16 protein-coding genes are annotated in these 19,900 nt (G+C 61.4%); 7 read left to right on the top strand and 9 right to left on the bottom strand.

The features are described 5' to 3' along the window. Window positions 1-60: 60 nt before the first annotated feature. From aroB to hemE, 5 genes are all read left to right on the top strand, one after another. Window positions 61-1,161 carry a 3-dehydroquinate synthase gene (aroB, locus tag PSH96_RS02110; protein WP_305457147.1) on the top strand — a complete coding sequence of 367 codons (1,101 nt, stop codon included), beginning with the start codon at window positions 61-63 and terminating at the stop codon, window positions 1,159-1,161. A gap of 10 nt (window positions 1,162-1,171) precedes the next feature. Further along, window positions 1,172-2,746 carry an AAA family ATPase gene (locus PSH96_RS02115; RefSeq protein WP_305457149.1) on the top strand — a complete coding sequence of 525 codons (1,575 nt, stop codon included), beginning with the start codon at window positions 1,172-1,174 and terminating at the stop codon, window positions 2,744-2,746. A gap of 349 nt (window positions 2,747-3,095) precedes the next feature. Continuing rightward, window positions 3,096-7,541 carry a glutamate synthase large subunit gene (gltB, locus tag PSH96_RS02120; protein WP_305457151.1) on the top strand — a complete coding sequence of 1,482 codons (4,446 nt, stop codon included), beginning with the start codon at window positions 3,096-3,098 and terminating at the stop codon, window positions 7,539-7,541. 32 nt (window positions 7,542-7,573) lie between these two features. After that, window positions 7,574-8,992 carry an FAD-dependent oxidoreductase gene (locus tag PSH96_RS02125; protein ID WP_003187920.1) on the top strand — a complete coding sequence of 473 codons (1,419 nt, stop codon included), beginning with the start codon at window positions 7,574-7,576 and terminating at the stop codon, window positions 8,990-8,992. 238 nt (window positions 8,993-9,230) lie between these two features. Next, on the top strand, window positions 9,231-10,298 hold the full coding sequence (gene hemE, locus PSH96_RS02130) for a uroporphyrinogen decarboxylase (protein WP_305457153.1): 1,068 nt from the start codon (window positions 9,231-9,233) through the stop codon (window positions 10,296-10,298). 120 nt (window positions 10,299-10,418) lie between these two features. Here the strand turns inward: hemE and PSH96_RS02135 are convergent, their stop codons facing one another. Further along, a complete protein-coding gene (locus PSH96_RS02135) occupies window positions 10,419-11,645 on the bottom strand; it encodes an MFS transporter (RefSeq protein WP_370694345.1) in 1,227 nt (408 codons plus the stop codon). Window positions 11,646-11,817: 172 nt separating this feature from the next. On the opposite strand from PSH96_RS02135, the gene PSH96_RS02140 reads away from it, so the two are divergent. Both PSH96_RS02140 and PSH96_RS02145 read left to right on the top strand, forming a co-directional pair. Further along, entirely contained in the window at window positions 11,818-12,711 is an 894-nt protein-coding gene (locus PSH96_RS02140) for a LysR family transcriptional regulator (protein ID WP_305457156.1), read from the top strand. 87 nt (window positions 12,712-12,798) lie between these two features. After that, entirely contained in the window at window positions 12,799-13,194 is a 396-nt protein-coding gene (locus tag PSH96_RS02145; protein ID WP_305457158.1) for a type II toxin-antitoxin system PemK/MazF family toxin, read from the top strand. Window positions 13,195-13,399: 205 nt separating this feature from the next. Here the strand turns inward: PSH96_RS02145 and PSH96_RS02150 are convergent, their stop codons facing one another. Genes PSH96_RS02150 through PSH96_RS02185 form a run of 8 tightly spaced genes read right to left on the bottom strand, consistent with a single transcriptional unit; the run spans window position 13,400 to window position 19,875 of the window. Next, window positions 13,400-13,819: a hypothetical protein gene (locus PSH96_RS02150; RefSeq protein ID WP_305457159.1), complete on the bottom strand. Its 420-nt coding sequence runs from the start codon at window positions 13,817-13,819 to the stop codon at window positions 13,400-13,402. 26 nt (window positions 13,820-13,845) lie between these two features. Continuing rightward, window positions 13,846-15,072, bottom strand: coding sequence for a beta-ketoacyl-ACP synthase (locus tag PSH96_RS02155; protein WP_305457160.1), 1,227 nt, complete (start codon window positions 15,070-15,072; stop codon window positions 13,846-13,848). Continuing rightward, entirely contained in the window at window positions 15,072-15,800 is a 729-nt protein-coding gene (gene fabG / locus PSH96_RS02160) for a 3-oxoacyl-ACP reductase FabG (protein WP_305457162.1), read from the bottom strand. The genes PSH96_RS02155 and fabG overlap by 1 nt, the downstream gene beginning before the upstream one ends. Further along, a complete protein-coding gene (locus PSH96_RS02165; RefSeq protein WP_056860605.1) occupies window positions 15,797-16,258 on the bottom strand; it encodes a hotdog family protein in 462 nt (153 codons plus the stop codon). Before PSH96_RS02165 ends, fabG begins: the two co-directional genes overlap by 4 nt. Then, window positions 16,255-17,421, bottom strand: a complete 1,167-nt coding sequence (locus PSH96_RS02170; RefSeq protein ID WP_305457165.1) for a beta-ketoacyl-[acyl-carrier-protein] synthase family protein — start codon at window positions 17,419-17,421, stop codon at window positions 16,255-16,257. Before PSH96_RS02170 ends, PSH96_RS02165 begins: the two co-directional genes overlap by 4 nt. Then, window positions 17,418-17,900: a hypothetical protein gene (locus PSH96_RS02175; protein WP_305457166.1), complete on the bottom strand. Its 483-nt coding sequence runs from the start codon at window positions 17,898-17,900 to the stop codon at window positions 17,418-17,420. The genes PSH96_RS02170 and PSH96_RS02175 overlap by 4 nt, the downstream gene beginning before the upstream one ends. After that, complete coding sequence (locus PSH96_RS02180; RefSeq protein ID WP_065930745.1) at window positions 17,897-18,631, bottom strand: class I SAM-dependent methyltransferase; 735 nt, start codon at window positions 18,629-18,631, stop codon at window positions 17,897-17,899. Before PSH96_RS02180 ends, PSH96_RS02175 begins: the two co-directional genes overlap by 4 nt. After that, entirely contained in the window at window positions 18,628-19,875 is a 1,248-nt protein-coding gene (locus PSH96_RS02185; protein WP_305457168.1) for an NAD(P)/FAD-dependent oxidoreductase, read from the bottom strand. The genes PSH96_RS02180 and PSH96_RS02185 overlap by 4 nt, the downstream gene beginning before the upstream one ends. Window positions 19,876-19,900: the final 25 nt, after the last annotated feature.

Consider the following 19,900-nt stretch of genomic DNA (forward strand, 5'->3'; position numbering starts at 1 on the left):
CCATCAGGCGACGAAATTCCGAGCGTTGCCGATCGTACATATTTCTTCACGCGGGGACACATGCAGACACTTAAGGTCGATCTAGGCGAGCGCAGCTACCCAATCCATATTGGCGAAGGTCTGTTGGACCTGCCCGAGTTGCTCGCACCGCACATCGCCGGTCGGCAAGTGGCGATCATCTCCAATGAAACGGTCGCGCCGCTGTATCTTGAGCGTCTGAGCCGCAGCCTTGCGGCCTACTCGGTGATTTCGGTGATCCTGCCTGACGGTGAGGCCCACAAGAACTGGGAAACCCTGCAACTGATCTTTGACGGCCTGCTGACTGCACGGCATGACCGACGTACCACGGTGGTCGCCCTGGGCGGCGGCGTGATCGGCGACATGGCCGGCTTTGCCGCAGCGTGCTACCAGCGCGGTGTGGACTTTATCCAGGTGCCGACCACCTTGTTGTCCCAGGTCGATTCGTCGGTCGGCGGCAAGACCGGTATCAACCACCCGCTGGGCAAGAACATGGTGGGTGCGTTCTACCAACCACAAGCCGTACTGATCGACACCGCGACCCTCAACACCTTGCCGCCGCGCGAGCTGTCGGCCGGTCTGGCGGAGGTCATCAAGTACGGGCTGATTTGTGACGAGCCGTTTCTGACTTGGCTCGAAGAACACATGGACGCCCTGCGGGCCCTGGACCAGGTGGCACTGACCGAAGCGATTTCCCGTTCATGCGCCGCCAAGGCGCTGGTGGTAAATGCCGACGAACGGGAGTCCGGTGTGCGTGCCACCCTGAACCTGGGCCACACCTTCGGCCATGCGATCGAAACGCACATGGGCTATGGTGTGTGGTTGCACGGGGAAGCCGTGGCGGCCGGCACAGTAATGGCACTGGAGATGTCGCAGCGCCTGGGCTGGATCAGCGCCCAGGAGCGAGATCGCGGCATCCATCTGTTCCAGCGCGCCGGTTTGCCGGTTATTCCGCCGCAAGAGATGACCGAGGCGGATTTCCTCGAACATATGGCAATCGACAAGAAAGTGATCGACGGTCGCCTGCGACTGGTGCTGCTGCGCCATATGGGCGAAGCGGTAGTGACCGACGATTATCCGAAAGAGATTTTACAGGCCACGCTGGGAGCGGATTACCGCGCCCTGGCCCAGCTTAAAGGTTAATAAGATCCCGATGACTAGTTTGCATGCCGACGAGGCGTTCCTCGGCCACTACCAGTTAAGCCACGACCCTTTTGCTCCACGGGTGCCGGGCTTCAAATTTTTCCCTGCCCAGCGCAAGCCGGTGCTCGGTCAGTTGCACCACCTGGCGCGCTACAGCCAACTGTTGCTGGTAGTGACCGGCCCGTTGGGCAGCGGCAAGACCCTGCTGCGCCAGGCGCTGGTTGCCAGCACCAACAAGCAATCGGTACAGAGCGTGGTGGTGTCGGCCCGTGGTGCCGGTGATGCGGCCGGTGTACTGCGCCAAGTGGCCCAGGCGCTGAACGTTGCCAATGCCGAGCCGAACGCGATCCTCAAGCAGGTTGTGCAGTTGGGTCTCACCGGCCAGGAAGTCTACCTGCTGGTGGACGATGCCGAGCAGCTCGACGAATCTGCCCTGGAGGCGCTGCTGGCGCTGGCTGCCGGTACGCCGGAAGGTCGCCCGCATGTGTTCCTGTTTGGCGAGTCGTCGCTGATCGCTGATCTGGAGCAGATCAGTGGCGAGCAGGAGCTGTTCCACGTCATCGAACTGCAGCCTTACGAAGAGGAAGAAACCCGCGAATACCTGGCTCAACGCCTCGAAGGCGCCGGTGCCGGTATCGAACTTTTCACGGCAAATCAGATCTCTGATATTCACGAAAGCGCAGGCGGCTGGCCTGGCACCATCAACCAGGTTGCCCGCGATGCCTTGATCGAAGCCATGATTGCCAGCCGCTCTGCGGTTAAGCGTCCAAAGATGGGGTTTACTATGCCTAAGAAGCACGTATTGGCGATTTCTGCCGTTGTCGTGGTCGCTGTCGCTGCTGCCTGGTTGATCCCGGGTCGCAGCAAGGCACCCGCCACCGCAGGCGCGCCAACCGAACAGGCGCAGTTGCCACTGGGCAAGCCCACGCCAAATGTCGAATTCGCCAACTCCGGCCAACCGACCAACCTGCCGATGGTCGGCCAGCCGGTCATGCGCGGCCCGCTGGCTGAAGCCGCCGGTGGTATCTCCGAAGGTGACGATGGTGTGCCGGTGGAAGGCTCCAGCGCCACGCCACCGACTGTGACCACCACCGCACCGCCTGCCGGCGTTCCGGCTGGCCCGGCAGCCGCTCCTGTGGCCAAGCCGACGCCGACGCCGACGCCGACCGTTGCTACCGCCAAGCCAGCCCCGGTTGCCAAACCTGTCGCGCCTGCGCCAGTGGCCAAGCCGGCACCGGCCGCCAAGCCTGCTGAAAAACCTGCCGCTGTTGCCAAGGCCGCTGCGCCTGCCGCCGCCGGCAGCAGCTGGTACACCAGCCAGCCAACGGGTAATTTTGTGGTGCAGATCCTGGGCACCAGCTCCGAAGCCAACGCCCAGGCGTTTGTGAAAGAGCAGGGCGGCCAGTACCGTTATTTCAAGAAAGTGCTCAACGGCAAGCCTCTCTACGTGATCACCTACGGCAGCTTCCCAAGCCGTGCCGCAGCTGATTCTGCGATCAAAGCCTTGCCAGCGAAGGTCCAGGCTGGTAAACCTTGGCCTCGCACTGTCGGCAGCGTTCAACAAGAACTCGCAACAGCTCGCTGAAGACCCGGCGGCCTTACCCAGGCCGCTCTCTCAGCACCTCAAAAAAAACAATACAGCGTGCAGCCCTGAAGGCCGCGCGCTTTGTGGTGTCTGCGTCACGTAGCTTTTGAGTCGTAGCGGTCAGAATTAAAAAAGTTTTGACTAGCACAGCATATCGCTTTAAACCTTTCATAAATGCGACATAGATTTGCGACATTTCGTCGCTAAATTTGTGAGCGTTCGTGTCGGTGTGTACAATGACCTCCCTTTTGCCCCCGCTAAGCCGGCGTACGTTCGGCGTGGAAGGTAACCGGTTGAATTGAAAAGAAATTTGCCTCGGTAAAAGAGGCAGCCTGGTGAGAAAGTGTCTATGAAAGCAGGTCTGTACCAACCCGATGAATTCAAGGATAACTGCGGTTTCGGCCTGATAGCCCACATGCAGGGCGAGCCCAGTCATACCCTTTTGCAAACGGCCATCGAGGCCCTGACCTGCATGACCCACCGCGGTGGGATCAACGCCGACGGCAAGACCGGTGACGGTTGCGGCTTGCTGATTCAAAAGCCCGACCAGTTCCTGCGCGCTGTCGCAAAACAGCAATTTGCGGTCGACCTGCCCAAGCAGTACGCCGTGGGCATGGTGTTTTTCAACCAGGACCCGGTAAAAGCCGAAGCCGCTCGCGAGAACATGAACCGCGAGATCATGGCCGCCGGCCTGCAACTGGTTGGCTGGCGCAAAGTGCCGATCGACACCAGTGTGCTCGGCCGCCTGGCCCTGGAGCGCCTGCCGCAGATCGAACAAGTGTTCATCGCAGGCGATGGCCTCAGCGATCAGGACATGGCGATCAAGTTGTTCACGTCGCGTCGTCGTTCGTCGGTCTCCAACGCCGCTGACACCGACCACTACATCTGCAGCTTTTCGCACAAGACCATCATTTATAAAGGCCTGATGATGCCGGCGGATCTGACCGCCTTCTATCCGGACCTGAGCGACGAGCGCCTGCAAACCGCAATCTGCGTGTTCCACCAGCGCTTCTCCACCAACACCCTGCCGAAATGGCCGCTGGCTCAGCCATTCCGCTTCCTCGCCCACAACGGCGAGATCAACACCATCACCGGCAACCGCAACTGGGCCGTGGCCCGTCGCACCAAGTTCGCCAACGATTTGATGGACCTCGAAGAGCTCGGCCCGCTGGTTAACCGCGTGGGTTCCGACTCCTCCAGCATGGACAACATGCTCGAACTGATGGTCACCGGCGGCATTGACCTGTTCCGTGGCGTGCGCATGATCATTCCGCCTGCGTGGCAGAACGTCGAGACCATGGACCCGGACCTGCGTGCATTCTACGAGTACAACTCGATGCACATGGAGCCGTGGGACGGCCCGGCTGGCGTGGTCATGACCGATGGCCGCTACGCGGTGTGCCTGCTCGATCGTAACGGCCTGCGCCCGGCGCGTTGGGTCACCACCACCAACGGTTTTATCACCCTGGCGTCGGAAATCGGCGTGTGGGACTACAAGCCTGAAGACGTGATCGCCAAAGGCCGTGTAGGCCCAGGCCAGATCCTGGCCGTGGACACTGAAACCGGGCAGATCCTCGACACCGACGCCATCGACAACCGCTTGAAGTCGCGTCACCCGTACAAGCAATGGCTGCGCAAGAACGCCCTGCGCATCCAGGCGACCATGGAAGACAACGACCACGGTTCGGCTTTCTACGACGTCGACCAGCTCAAGCAGTACATGAAGATGTACCAGGTCACGTTCGAAGAGCGCGACCAAGTGCTGCGTCCACTCGGCGAGCAAGGCTATGAGGCGGTCGGCTCCATGGGCGATGACACGCCAATGGCCGTGCTGTCCCAGCGCGTGCGCACGCCCTACGACTATTTCCGTCAGCAGTTTGCGCAGGTCACCAACCCGCCGATCGACCCGCTGCGCGAAGCCATCGTGATGTCGTTGGAAGTGTGCCTCGGTGCCGAGCGCAACATCTTCCAGGAATCGCCTGAGCACGCCTCCCGTGTGATCCTCAGCTCGCCGGTCGTTTCTCCGGCTAAATGGCGCTCGTTGATGACCCTGGATCGCCCAGGCTTCGACCGCCAGGTCATCGACCTGAACTACGACGAGAGCCTCGGCCTTGAAGCCGCTGTGCGCAACGTCGCCGATCAGGCTGAAGAAGCTGTGCGCGCCGGTCGTACCCAGATCGTGCTGACCGACCGTCACATCGCCCCAGGCAAGTTGCCGATCCACGCCTCCTTGGCCACCGGCGCGGTGCATCACCGCCTGACCGAAAAAGGCCTGCGTTGCGACTCCAACATCCTTGTGGAAACCGCCACTGCCCGTGACCCGCACCACTTTGCGGTGTTGATCGGCTTCGGCGCCTCGGCGGTGTACCCGTTCCTGGCCTACGAAGTGCTCGGCGACTTGATCCGTACCGGTGAAGTGCTGGGCGACCTCTATGAGGTGTTCAAGAACTACCGTAAGGGCATCACCAAGGGCCTGTTGAAGATCCTGTCGAAGATGGGCATCTCCACCGTCACGTCCTACCGCGGGGCACAGCTGTTCGAAGCCATCGGCCTGTCCGAAGAAGTCTGCGAGCTGAGCTTCCGTGGTGTGCCAAGCCGCATCAAGGGCGCACGCTTCGTCGACATCGAAGCCGAGCAAAAAGCCCTGGCAGCCGAAGCCTGGAGTGCGCGCAAGCCGATCCAGCAAGGCGGCCTGCTCAAGTTCGTGCACGGTGGCGAATACCACGCGTACAACCCGGACGTGGTCAGCACCCTGCAAGCCGCTGTGCAGCAGGGCGACTACGCCAAGTTCAAGGAATACACCGCGCTGGTGGATAACCGCCCGGTGTCGATGATCCGCGATTTGTTCAAGGTGAAAACCCTGGATACGCCGTTGGCCATCAGCGAAATCGAGCCATTGGAATCGATCCTCAAGCGCTTCGACTCCGCCGGTATCTCTTTGGGCGCTTTGTCGCCTGAAGCCCACGAAGCCCTGGCCGAAGCCATGAACCGCCTGGGTGCGCGTTCCAACTCCGGCGAAGGCGGCGAAGACCCGGCGCGCTACGGCACCATCAAGAGCTCGAAAATCAAGCAAGTTGCCACTGGTCGTTTCGGTGTAACCCCGGAATACCTGGTCAACGCCGAAGTGCTGCAGATCAAAGTCGCCCAGGGCGCCAAGCCCGGTGAAGGCGGCCAGCTGCCAGGCGGCAAGGTCAACGGTCTGATCGCCAAGCTGCGTTACGCAGTGCCTGGCGTCACCCTGATTTCGCCACCGCCGCACCACGACATCTACTCGATTGAAGACTTGTCGCAGCTGATTTTCGACTTGAAACAAGTCAACCCGCAGGCGCTGGTTTCGGTGAAACTGGTAGCAGAAGCTGGCGTCGGCACCATCGCCGCCGGCGTGGCCAAGGCCTATGCCGACCTGATCACCATCTCCGGCTATGACGGCGGCACCGGTGCTTCGCCGCTGACCTCGATCAAGTACGCCGGCGCACCTTGGGAACTCGGCCTGGCCGAAACCCACCAGACCCTGCGCGGCAACGACCTGCGCGGCAAGGTACGGGTGCAGACCGATGGCGGCCTGAAAACCGGCCTCGACGTAATCAAGGCCGCGATCCTCGGCGCCGAAAGCTTCGGCTTCGGCACCGCGCCCATGATCGCCCTGGGCTGCAAATACCTGCGCATCTGCCACCTGAACAACTGCGCCACCGGCGTGGCCACTCAGAACGAGAAGCTGCGCAAGGATCACTACATCGGCACCGTCGACATGGTGGTGAACTTCTTCACCTACGTCGCCGAAGAGACCCGTGAGTGGCTGGCCAAGCTGGGCGTGCGTTCGCTGGAAGAGCTGATCGGCCGTACCGACTTGCTCGACATCCTCGAAGGCCAGACCGCCAAGCAACAGCACCTGGACCTGACGCCGCTGTTGGGCAGCGATCACATCCCGGCAGACAAGCCTCAATTCTGCCAGGTGGACCGCAACCCGCCGTTCGATAAAGGCCTGTTGGCCGAGAAGATGGTCGAAATGGCCAGTTCCTCGATCAATGACGCCAGCGGTGGCGACTTTGCCCTGGATATCTGCAACTGCGACCGTTCGATCGGCGCACGCATCTCCGGCGAAATCGCGCGCGCGCACGGTAACCAAGGCATGGCGAAAGCGCCGATCACCTTCCGCTTCAACGGCACTGCCGGCCAGAGCTTTGGCGTGTGGAACGCCGGTGGCCTGCACATGTACCTGGAAGGCGACGCCAACGACTACGTGGGCAAGGGCATGACCGGCGGCAAGCTGGTGATCGTTCCGCCTAAAGGCAGCATCTACAAGACCCAGGACAGTGCCATCATCGGCAACACCTGCTTGTACGGTGCCACCGGTGGCAAGCTGTTTGCCGCAGGGACCGCCGGTGAGCGTTTCGCCGTGCGTAACTCCGGTGCCCACACCGTGGTGGAAGGCACTGGCGATCACTGCTGCGAGTACATGACCGGTGGCTTTGTCGCGGTACTGGGCAAGACCGGTTACAACTTCGGTTCGGGCATGACCGGCGGTTTCGCCTACGTGCTCGACCAGGACAACACCTTCGTCGACAAGGTCAACCACGAGTTGGTCGAGATCCAGCGGATCAGCGGCGAAGCCATGGAATCCTACCGGAACCACTTGCAGCACGTGCTGGACGAGTACGTCGAGGAGACCGGCAGCGAATGGGGCCGTAACCTCGCCGAAAACCTCGATGATTACCTGCGTCGTTTCTGGCTGGTCAAGCCCAAGGCTGCCAACCTGAAATCGTTGCTTTCCAGCATCCGTGCCAACCCGCAGTGATATGCGCCTGAAGAGTTTGATGAGGTTTTAACATGGCTGAACGTCTGAATAACGACTTCCAGTTCATCGATGTCGGGCGCAAAGATCCGAAGAAGAAACTGTTGCGTCAACGCAAGAAAGAGTTCGTGGAAATCTACGAACCCTTCAAACCCCAGCACTCGGCCGACCAGGCCCACCGCTGCCTGGGTTGCGGTAACCCGTATTGCGAATGGAAGTGCCCGGTGCACAACTTCATTCCCAACTGGCTCAAGCTGGTGGCCGAGGGCAACATCCTCGCCGCCGCCGAACTGTCGCACCAGACCAACACCCTGCCGGAAGTCTGCGGCAGGGTTTGTCCCCAAGACCGTCTGTGCGAGGGTGCCTGCACCCTCAACGACGGCTTCGGCGCGGTGACCATCGGTTCGGTCGAGAAGTACATCACCGACACCGCGTTCGCCATGGGCTGGCGCCCGGACATGTCCAAGGTCAAGCCGACCGGCAAGCGCGTTGCGATCATCGGCGCAGGCCCGGCGGGCCTGGGCTGTGCCGACGTGCTGGTGCGTGGCGGCGTGACCCCGGTGGTGTTCGACAAGAACCCGGAAATCGGCGGCCTGCTGACCTTTGGCATCCCCGAGTTCAAGCTGGAAAAAACCGTGCTGAGCCACCGTCGTGAAGTCTTCACCGGCATGGGTATCGAGTTCCGTCTCAATACCGAAATCGGCAAAGACATCACCATGGAGCAACTGCTCGCCGAATACGACGCCGTGTTCATGGGCATGGGCACCTACACCTACATGAAGGGCGGCTTTGCCGGTGAGGACCTGCCGGGCGTGTATGACGCGCTCGACTTCCTGATTGCCAACGTCAACCGCAACCTGGGCTTTGAAAAGTCGCCGGAAGATTTCGTCGACATGAAAGGCAAGAAGGTCGTGGTGCTGGGCGGTGGTGACACCGCGATGGACTGCAACCGCACCTCGATCCGCCAGGGCGCCAAGTCGGTGACCTGTGCTTATCGCCGTGACGAAGCCAACATGCCCGGCTCGCGCAAAGAGGTGAAGAACGCCAAGGAAGAAGGCGTGAAATTCCTCTACAACCGCCAGCCGATCGCCATCGTCGGTGAAGACCGTGTCGAAGGCGTGAAGGTGGTCGAGACCCGTCTCGGCGAACCGGACGCCCGTGGCCGTCGCAGCCCCGAGCCGATCCCGGGCTCCGAAGAGATCATCCCGGCTGATGCCGTGGTTATCGCCTTCGGTTTCCGCCCAAGCCCGGCGCCGTGGTTCGAGCAGTTCGAAATCCAGACCGACAGCCAGGGCCGCGTGGTAGCCCCGGAGCAAGGCCAGTACAAGCACCAGACCAGCAACCCGAAAATCTTCGCCGGTGGCGATATGGTGCGCGGCTCTGACCTGGTAGTGACCGCGATCTTCGAAGGCCGCAACGCTGCCGAAGGGATCCTGGATTACCTGCAAGTCTGATTTGAAACACGGTCAACTGTGGGAGCTGGCTTGCCTGCGATAGCGGTGGTGAATTCACTACTGTCATCGCAGGCAAGCCAGCTCCCACACAAACCCCATTCCAGATAGGGTTTGGTGGTGTCTGTCATACCGCAAGACATTGCGACAAATTGACCCGATAGACAAAAGGCACGGCTCACTCCGTGCCTTTTGCGTCGCGCTCTGAGAAAATGCCCGCACTTTTTTTGCGGATGCCGACATGACTGCCCTCAAGAACGACCGTTTCCTTCGTGCCCTGCTCAAGCAACCCGTAGACGTCACGCCCGTGTGGATGATGCGTCAGGCCGGTCGCTACCTGCCGGAATACCGCGCCAGTCGCGCCAATGCCGGCGACTTCATGAGCTTGTGCATGAACCCGGAGTTCGCCTGCGAAGTCACCCTGCAGCCGCTGGACCGCTACCCACAACTGGATGCGGCCATCCTCTTCTCCGACATCCTCACCATCCCTGACGCCATGGGCCAAGGCCTGTATTTTGAAACCGGCGAAGGCCCGCGTTTCAAAAAAGTCGTCAGCACCCTGGCTGATATCGAAGCCCTGCCGATCCCGGACCCGCACAAAGACCTCGGCTACGTGATGGACGCTGTGAGCACCATCCGCCGCGAGCTTAACGGCCGCGTGCCGCTGATCGGCTTCTCCGGCAGCCCGTGGACCCTGGCCACCTACATGGTCGAAGGCGGTTCGTCGAAAGACTTCCGCAAAACCAAGGCCATGCTCTACGACAACCCGCAAGCCATGCACCTGTTGCTGGACAAGCTGGCGCAGTCGGTTACCAGCTACCTCAATGGCCAGATCATGGCTGGCGCGCAAGCGGTGCAGATCTTCGACACCTGGGGCGGCAACCTGTCGTCGGCGGCGTACCAGGAGTTCTCCCTGGCCTACATGCGCAAAATCGTCAGCGGCCTGATCCGCGAACACGAAGGTCGCAAAGTGCCGGTGATCATGTTCACCAAAGGCGGCGGCCTGTGGCTGGAAAGCATTGCTGATGCCGGTGCCGATGCACTGGGCCTGGACTGGACCTGCGACCTGGGCGAAGCCCGCCGTCGCGTCGGCAACCAGGTCGCGCTGCAAGGCAACATGGACCCGACCGTGCTCTACGCCAAACCGGAAGCGATCCGCACCGAAGTTGGCCGCATCCTGGCCAGCTATGGCAAGGGCAGCGGCCACGTGTTCAACCTCGGCCATGGCATCACGCCAGAAGTGAACCCGGAGCATGCGGGTGCGTTCCTGCGTGCGGTGCATGAGCTGTCGGCGCAATACCACGAATAAAAACGTAAACCAAATGTGGGAGCGGGCTTGCTCGCGAATGCGGTGATTCAGTGAAGAATTTTTCGACTGACACTCCGCATTCGCGAGCAAGCCCGCACCCACATTAAAAGCAGTGTTGCATCAGGCTTGAACATTTCTCAGCGGCGGCAATTTCGCCAGCTTCAGCGCCACCAGCAGCGCACCCATCAGCAACGCCACGATAAACCCGCCAATCCCGTTCCACCCGGCAAAGTGCCAGAAGAACCCGCCCGCCGTCCCCGCGATACTCGATCCGACGTAGTAGCAGAACAGGTACAGCGACGACGCCTGCCCTTTGGCCTTCACCGCCCGCCGCCCAATCCAGCTGCTGGCCACCGAATGCGCGCCGAAGAAGCCGAAGGTGAAGATCAGCATGCCCGGCACCACCAGCCACAGCGGCGTGAACAAGGTCAGCACCATGCCCGCAAGCATCAGCACAATCGTGCCCCACAGCACGCGACGGCGGCCGAGACGGTCAGCCAGGGAGCCGATTTTCGCCGAGCTGTAGATACCCGACAGGTACACCAGCGACAACAGGCCGACCACCGCCTGGCTCAGCTCATAAGGCGAGGCCAGCAGGCGATAGCCGATGTAGTTGAACATCGTCACGAACGCGCCCATCAACAGGAAGGCTTCGAGGAACAGCCACGGCAGGCCGGCGTCCTTGAAGTGCATGACAAAACCGTCCACCAGGTTGCGCGGCTTGAGGCTGCTGGCGCGGAAGTTGCGCGATTCGGGGAGGATTTTCCAGAACACCGTGGCCGCGATCAGCGCCAGCGCGCCGATGATCAGCATTGCGGTGTGCCAGCTGACAAAGTCGATCAACACGCCGATGATCAGGCGCCCGCTCATGCCGCCAATCGCGTTGCCGCCGATGTACAGGCCCATGGCCAAGCCAATGTGCTGAGGGTGGATCTCTTCACTCAGGTACGTCATCGCCACGGCGGCCAGGCCGCTTAGCGACAAGCCCACCAGCGCACGCATCAGCAGAATACCTTCCCAGGTCGGCATCAAGCCGCTTGCGATGGTGGCCAGCGCGGCACAGAACAGGGCTGAAACCATCACCGGCTTGCGCCCCAAGCGGTCGGAAATCGGCCCGGTGATCAGCAGCCCCAGCGCCAGCATCGCCGTAGCAACAGAAAGGATCAGGCTGCTTTGCGCCGCATTGATGGAAAACTCGTGGGACAGCGCCGGCATCATCGGCTGCACGCAGTACAGCAGGGCAAAGGTGGCAAACCCGCCGGAGAACAGCGCCAGCACCGTGCGCATGAACATCGGCGTGCCTTTTTCGATGTACTCGTCATTGAGCTGAGCGACCACCTCATCCAAAGCGGTAGGCGGGACTTCTTGAGCGAATGGCGCGACAGCAGATTTCACGGGGACCTCGGGGAGGAAAAGCCTGCCAGGACTGGCAATACGAAAAAGAATATAGCTGCCTAATGATTCTTTCCAATATATTGTTCGACCTGTTTAAGAGCTTTTACGACCTAATGAGGTTTGCATGGAATTGCGTCACTTGCGGTACTTCATTGCCGTCGCCGAAGAGCTGCATTTTGGCCGCGCCGCGCAGGTGCTGGGCATCTCTCAACCGCCGTTGAGCCAGCAGATCCAGGCGCTGGAACAGGAAGTGGGCGCACGCTTGTTTGAGCGTACCAACCGTCGGGTGGAGTTGAGCGAAGCGGGCCGGTTATTCCTGCACGAGGCGCGTTTGGTGTTGGCGCAAGTGGATAAAGCCGCTGATGTGGCGCGCCGCGCGCAACTGGGGGAGTTAGGCGAACTTAAGATCGGCTTCACTTCGTCGGCGCCATTCAACGCCAGCATTCCACAGGCGATCTTTGCGTTTCGTAAAGCCTTCCCTGCGGTGCACCTGAATTTGCAGGAAATGAGCAGCACCGAGGTGGCCGAGTCGCTGGTGGATGAGTCGATTCAGGTAGGCCTGATGCGCCCGCTGCCGTTGCCGGATTCTCTAAGCGTGATCGAGTTGATGCGCGAGCCGTTGGTTGCGGTATTGAACGCTGGCCATCCGTTGGTGGAAGGCAGCGAGCGCGGCCTGCACCTGGCGCAACTGGCCGAGGAGCCATTTGTATTTTTCCCGCGCACCTACGGCAGCGGCCTCTACGCTCAGTTGCTCAACCTGGCCCGCGATGCCGGCTTCAGCCCGCACTTCGCCCAGGAGGCCGGGGAGGCGATGACCATCATCGGCCTGGTGGCGGCGGGGTTGGGGGTATCGGTGCTGCCGGCGTCTTACCAGCGCATCCGCATTGATGGCGTGGTCTATCGCACCTTGCTCGATCGGGAGGCCGTGACGGCGGTGTGGCTGGTGCAACGCAAGGGGGCGCAAACGCCGATGGCCAAGGCCTTTGTGGAGTTGCTGACGCGCCAGGCAGTGGCGTAGGCAGCGTCACATATCAGGTAACGCAACCGGCTTAGTTATTCGCGAGAAAGTTGCGCAGAATCGCTCTTTTCAAAGCGAGTGAAATGGATGGCACTTCTCTACCAGCCCAAGGAGGGCAGCGTGTTGATTTGTGATTTCCGAGGCTATGAGGTTCCGGAAATCATTAAGATTCGACCCGTCATTGTGATAAGCAAGCATCGCACCAATAAATTATTGGTTACCGTAGTGCCCCTGAGCACGACCGCACCTCAAACCCTGCTGGAGCATCATTTGCAGCTCGACAGCCATCTTCAAGGTGCACATCCCGTCTGCTGGGCGAAGTGCGACATAGTGGCGACCGTAAGCCTGGGACGACTGGATCGAATCAAAAGCAAGGACCGTCATGGCAAACGAACTTACAAAATCGCGGAGCTCACCAGTGACCAGTTTTTAGCGATAAAAGTGGCGGTGCGCAGTGCGCTGGTGTTGCGCTGGAGAGAATGAAGGGTAGGCGGCGCTTTGCCACCGATTGCAGGCGACCTATTTTCAGGCATACTGGCCGGGTTCCCGAAAGGGGCTTGTGAGACTCTGAGGATCCTGGGCAACCAGCCATCGCAGAGCCGGGCAGGAAGTGGCAATGACAAGCCAACTTGCTTGTGAAGAGGGCGCCGAAAGGCGCCCTTTGTCGTTTCTACAGAACGGAAAAGCCTCAGTTCTGTTTCAAAGCATCCACGCCATTCATACCCGCACTCTGCAAGCCCGCCATGATGTCGCGATCCAGCATGCTCACCCAGCGGTTGTAGTTGCGATGAATCTTGCCGTCCTTGTAGCCCAGGTCGCGGCTGTCGCGGTAGGTGATGGCGTAGCTGGTGCGGGTGTAGCGGATATCGATTTCGGCGTGGAATTGGTTACGCACGGTGATTTCGGCCTGCACCAGTTGTGGGCTCAGGCGTTGCACGGTCCACTCGCGTTTTTGCAGGGCCGCGACGATCACCTGTTTGATTTTTTCTTCGCTGAGCTGGGCCGTGACCGGCAAATCGTGCTGGGTGTTGAGCACGGGTTTGTTGGTGCAACCGGCGGTAGTCAGCAGAGCCAGAGTGATCAGGGTGGCGCGTAGCAAGGAAGACATTCCGTTTTCTCCAATCAATTAAAAGTTCAGGACCAGCGGCGAAAGATCAGCGAAGTGTTGACGCCGCCAAAGGCAAAGTTGTTGTTCATCACATACTCGTTGTGCATCTCGCGAAACCCACCTTGCAGGTAGTCCAGTTCGCCGCATTGCGGGTCGACGGCATCCAGGTTGAAGGTGTGCACATACTGGTCGCGGTTCATCATTTCGATGCTGAACCACGACTCCAGCGCGCCGCACGCGCCCAGGGTGTGGCCCAGAAAGCTCTTCTGCGAACTGATCGGCATGCGGCTGCCGAACAGGCTGCTGGTGGCCAGCGTCTCGGCGATGTCGCCCTGGTCGGTGGCGGTGCCGTGGCCGTTCACGTAGCCGATCGCGGATGGCTCAAGCCCGGCATCTTCCAGTGCCAGCTCCATGGCGCGGCGCATGGTTTTCTGCTCCGGGCGCGTGGTGTGCTGGCCGTCGGCGTTGCTGCCGAAACCCACCAACTCGGCGTGGATATGCGCACCGCGCGCCAGGGCGTGTTCCAGTTCTTCGAGCACCAGCATGCCGCCGCCTTCGCCGATCACCAGGCCGTCGCGGCCGCTGTCGTAAGGGCGTGGGCTGGTCTGTGGCGCGTCGTTTTTCAGGCTGGTGGCGTACAGCGCGTCGAACACCATGGCTTCGGTGGGGCATAGCTCTTCGGCGCCGCCGGCAAGCATCAACGGCAAGCGGCCGAACTTGATCGCCTCGTAAGCGTAACCAATGCCCTGGCTGCCGCTGGTGCAGGCGCTGGAGGTCGGGATCAGCCGCCCGGTGAGGCCAAAGAAGATGCTGATATTCGCCGCCGTGGTGTGCGGCATCATGCGCACATAGGAGTTGGCATTCAGCCCCTCAGCCACCGAGTTCAGCAGCATATTGCCGAACGCCTTGATCTCATCGGTGCTGCCGGTGGATGAGCCACAGGCCACGCCCATGCGCCCGTCCTTGATCGATTCGTCGCCGAGCAACCCGGCATCCTGCAACGCCTGTTCCGCCGCCCATACCGCCAGGCGAGAGACGCGGCCCATGCTGCGCAGTTGCTTGCGCGTCCAGTGCGCAGGCACGACAAAATCGTCAATCGGTCCGGCCAGGCGCGTGTTCAATTCGGTAAAGCGGTCCCACTCATCCATGCGCCGGATGCCGCTGCGGTTGGCGCGAAAGTTGGCGGCGATGGTATCCCAATCGCTGCCCAGGGAGGTCATGCCGGCCATGCCGGTGACGACGACGCGCTTCATCAGCACAAGCCCCCATTCACGGCCAGCACTTGGCGCGTGATATAGCCGGCCTCGGCCGACATCAGGAAGTTCACTGCACCGGCGACTTCTTCCGGGGTGCCCATGCGTTGCGCCGGGATCATCTTCATCAGTTCTTCGACCGGCACGTTTTCATCCAGCATCGCCGTGTCGATCAAGCCTGGGGCGACGCAATTGACGGTGATCTTGCGCTTGCCTAGTTCAATCGCCAGCGCCTTGGCCGCGCCGATCAAACCGGCTTTGGAGGCGCTGTAGTTGACCTGGCCACGGTTGCCGATCAAACCGGAAACCGAGGTGATGCACACAATGCGCCCGGCCGCGCGACGACGAATCATCGGCATCATCACCGGGTGCAGCACGTTGTAGAAACCATCCAGGTTGGTGCGCATCACCACATCCCAATCGTCTTCCGAGAGGGCCGGGAAAGCGCCGTCGCGGGTCAGGCCGGCGTTGAGCACCACGCCGTAATAGGCGCCATATTGCTCCACGTCGGCCTCAAGGATTTCCTTGCAGCTGGCGCGATCCGCCACATCAAATTGCAGCACCCGCGCCTTGCGGCCCAATGCCTGGACCTCGACTTTTACCGCGTCCGCTTCAGCGCGGCCACTGCGGCAATGCAGCACGATGTCATGCCCGGCCTGGGCCAGGCGCAGGGCGATGGCGCGGCCGATGCCACGGCTGGAGCCGGTGACCAGTACGGATTCAGTCATGGCGTTGCGTCCTTCGGTTCTTCTAAATAATTGGCCGCCTGGGGCGGTCGAAATACGTTCAAGCGTGCGCTGGCCTGGATACCGTCGCCGGTCAAGTGGCATTCGAACACACCCATGCCGTTGTCGTCTTCCAGCGAGCGCAGGCCGTGGATGCGCAGCTCGGCACCGGCCGGGAAGTGCTCCACGTTGCATTCAAATTTGCGTGTGCCGAGCAGGAAACCCAGTTCCACTGCCTCGCCATTTTGGCGCGCGCGGCAACCGGCATAGGCGGCGACGCTCTGCGCCATCAGCTCAATGCCGACCCAGGCCGGCAGGCTGCCGTCCGGCCGGTTGAACAGGCCGCCGGGCTTGACGGTAGCGCGGGTGTGAACCTGCTCTTCATCGAACGACAGCACCTGGTCGATCAGGATCATGTCGCCCGCGTGGGGCAGCAGCTCGGCGAGTGGCCAATCGATCATGGGGCCTCCGCGATTATCAGGCTGACGTTATTGCCACCGAAGGCAAACGAGTTGCTCATCAGGCAGCGTTTTTTCAAGGTGTCGCCGGTCTGTGCCCACTGCAGCGCGGGCAGCGCCGGGTCGGCTTGGCCGTCCCACACATGCGGCGGTACGCGGTCATGCACCAGGCTCAACCAGCAGAACGCCGCTTCCAGCGCGCCTGCGGCACCGAGGGTGTGGCCGCTCATGGGCTTGGTCGACGAACAGGCTACGCCTTGCGGAAACAGGCTGGCGACGGCCAGGCTTTCCATGGCGTCGTTGTGTTGGGTTGCGGTGCCGTGCAGGTTCAGGTAACCGATATGTTCCGGTTCAAGTTTGGCACTGGCCAAGGCCTTGCGCATCGCCTGCAACGCACCTTTGCCGGTGGGCTCGGGCGCGGAGATATGGTGCGCATCGCAACTGGCGCCGCTGCCGAGCAAGGCAATCGGCGCAGGTGTTTTGGTCATGAGAAACAGCACCGCCGCTTCGCCGATATTGATGCCGTTGCGGTTCACCGAAAACGGATTGCAACGCTCGCTGGAGACCGCTTCCAGCGCGGTAAAGCCGTTCAGCGTCAGCTTGCACAGGCTGTCGACGCCACCGCAGATCACCGCATCACACACACCCAGGTCGAGCAGGCGCTGGGCGCTCATCAACGCACGGGCGCTGGAAGTGCAGGCAGTAGAAATCACATAGGCCGGGCCGCTGACCTGCAACCAGTCGGCGAGAAAATTCGCCGGTGCGCTGAGTTCCTGTTGCTGGTAGTCATAGTCACCCGGGAACTGCTGCCCACGCAGGTAATGCGCGATGCCGCGACTGGCTTCATCGATGCCCGAGGTGCTGGTGCCCAGCACAATGCCGACCCGCGAAGCGCCGTAGGTGTGGATCGCCTGGCGCAGCTCGCTTTTAATCTGCACGGCCGCTTCCAGCAGCAATTGGTTATTGCGGCTGCTCTGCGGGCGTAGCTCAGCCGGGATTGCCACCAGCTCACTGCGTACACCGCCCACCGGCAGCACGCGCTCTGGCACCCAACCGCTTTCGGCGCGCATGCCGGAGCAATCGCCGGCAAACAGGTTGCGGCTGACTTGCGCCTGGCCGCGACCCAGGGCGCAGATCACGCCCAGGGCATTCAGGTAAGCCGTCATCGCGCCGCCCCCAGTGGGGTGATGCGATAGCTCAACGGTTGGCCCGCCATGTTCACGCTGAACACCTCGGAGGACTGATAGACGATTTGCCAATGCCCTGGCAGCGTGCGCGTCAGGTCCATCGCTTGGGCACGCGGGTACAGCGTGGGCACGTCATCGGCCGAGGTCAGCGCAAACAACAGCGCCGCAAACAGCTCACGCGCCTGGGGATTGGGCGGCAGCAAACCGTCGGCCTGCCACTGGCCATTGATCAGCTTTTGTCGGGCCTGGGGAATGCCCAACGGGTCCATCATCGACCAACGAATGGCCGCGCCTTCGCGCTGGATCACCAGCAGCCAATCCTGGGTTTGGCCGTCGGCGCGGCGCTGCACGTGCAATTGCATGGGCAAGGCCAGGGCCGGGGTTTTTTCGGGCAGCGGCGGCTGGCTGACGCAGGCGCTCAGCAGCAACAGGCAACCCATCAACAGCAGACGAATCATGTTTCGGCGCTCGCTAAAGGTTTACGCGCCACGCAGTTGACCAGAGTTTCTTCGCGCTGGCCAACCGGTGGTGGGCTGCGCAGGCCCCAGCGTTCCAGCAGGCCGAAATCGCTGGAGCGGCTCCACCACAAATACGGGTACGAAACGTTCTGCGGGCCGAACTCAAAACCCTGCTCGCGCAGCATCTCCAGGTATTCTTCAGCGCTCTTCTGCACATGCATCGGGTGGCGGAACAGCCAGCGAATCACCCAGGTGTCGATATAGGCTTCGGTGGATTCGGCAAACAGCAGATAGCCGCCCGGCTTGAGTACGCGATAGAACTCTTTCAAGGCGCGATGCTGTTCCACCAGATGGTGAAAGGTCTGGTGGCAGAACAGGATGTCGACGCTTGCGTCCGGCACCTGGAGCGTGGCGCAGTCGCTGCCGATCAGCTCGATGGCCAAGCCTTGGCGCTTGGCTTCTGCCTGGCTCAGCTCCAGGCTGTGCGGGTCGGCATCCAGGCCGATCAGGCGCTGTGGCGCGAACACCTGCTGCAAATACTGGAACGACTTGCCCTGGCCGCAACCGGCATCCAGCAACACCGGCGCCACTGGCAGCGGGTCGGTGAACAAGCTGCGCAGGTCATTGATCGCCACGCGCAACACGTGGTGCTGCCAGGTGTGGCTGCGCAGGAACCAGAAGCCGAACCTGGTTTCTTCGACGTAGTTTTTACTCAGGTATTGGCTACTCATACCGGCTCCCCCGCGCAAATTTCCGACAGCATCCGCAGCCGCCGCTTGGGCTCGCTGACAAACGGGTTGCGCTCATCCCAGGCGTAACCGGCGAGGATCGAACTGATCATCCGGCGAATTTCCGGTGAGCTGCCTGGGTGAAAAATCACGTCCTGGAAGGTGCCTGCATACCAGCCTTCGACATAGCAACGGAAGGTGTCGACCCCGCGTTTGAGCGGCTCGGCGAACTCGGTTTGCCAGTCGACGGTTTCACCCTTGAGTTGGCGGCTGAGCACACCTGCGGCCATGCTCGCCGAACGCATGGCGATGGTCACGCCGGAAGAGAACACCGGGTCGAGAAACTCCGCCGCATTGCCCAGCAGCGCAAAGCCTGGGCCATGCAGGGTTTTGACGTTGGCCGAATAGCCGCCGAGGGTGCGTGCGGGCGTATCCCACACGGCGTTTTGCAGCACGCCGGCGAGGCTTGGCGTCTCAGCGATGAAACCGCGCAGGCAGGCGTCGAGGTCGCTGTCGCGGCCGTCGAAATGCTCCTTGGCTGCAACCACGCCCACCGAGCAGCGACCATTGCTGAAGGGGATGGTCCAGAACCAGATATCGCGCTGGGTCGGGTGAGTGGTGACGAGGATTTTGCTGCGATCAAAACCTGGGTGTGTGATGTGATCTTCAACGTGGGTAAACACCGCCTGGCGCACCGGGGAATTCGACGGCGCTTCCAGGTCCAGCAGGCGCGACAACACACGGCCGTAGCCGCTGGCGTCGAGCACGAATTTGGCCTTGAGGTGATACTCGCTGCCGTTCTCGCGGCGCACATGCAGGTAGCGGCTTTCGCCGGCGAAATCCACGCCGACGATGCTTTCGCCGTAGCGAATCTCTACGCCCTGCAAGGCCGCCTGATCGGCCAGCAACTTGTCGAACTCGCCGCGTTGCACCTGGAAGGTGGTCGGCTTGCCGTTGCTGAAGGTGTCACCGAAATCAAACGCACTGTAGCGCTCGCCCCAGGCGAACGCCGCACCGGTTTTTACCTGGAAGCCCGCTGCCTGTACGGCGTCGAGCATGCCGGCCTCTTCGATAAAGTCGATGCAGTGCGACAGCAGGCTTTCGCCAATCGAGAAGCGCGGGAAATGCTCGCGCTCGATAATCAATACATCATGCCCGTTGCGCTTTAACAGCGCGGCGGCGATGGCGCCGGATGGCCCGGCACCGATCACCACCACCTGGCGACGTTCCATTTCAACTGTGGGCACGAGGGCTCCTTGCCACTTTGGCGAT

Origin of the sequence: Pseudomonas sp. FP2338 (assembly GCF_030687515.1) — a bacterium.
GTDB classification, from domain to species: Bacteria; Pseudomonadota; Gammaproteobacteria; order Pseudomonadales; family Pseudomonadaceae; genus Aquipseudomonas; species Aquipseudomonas salomonii.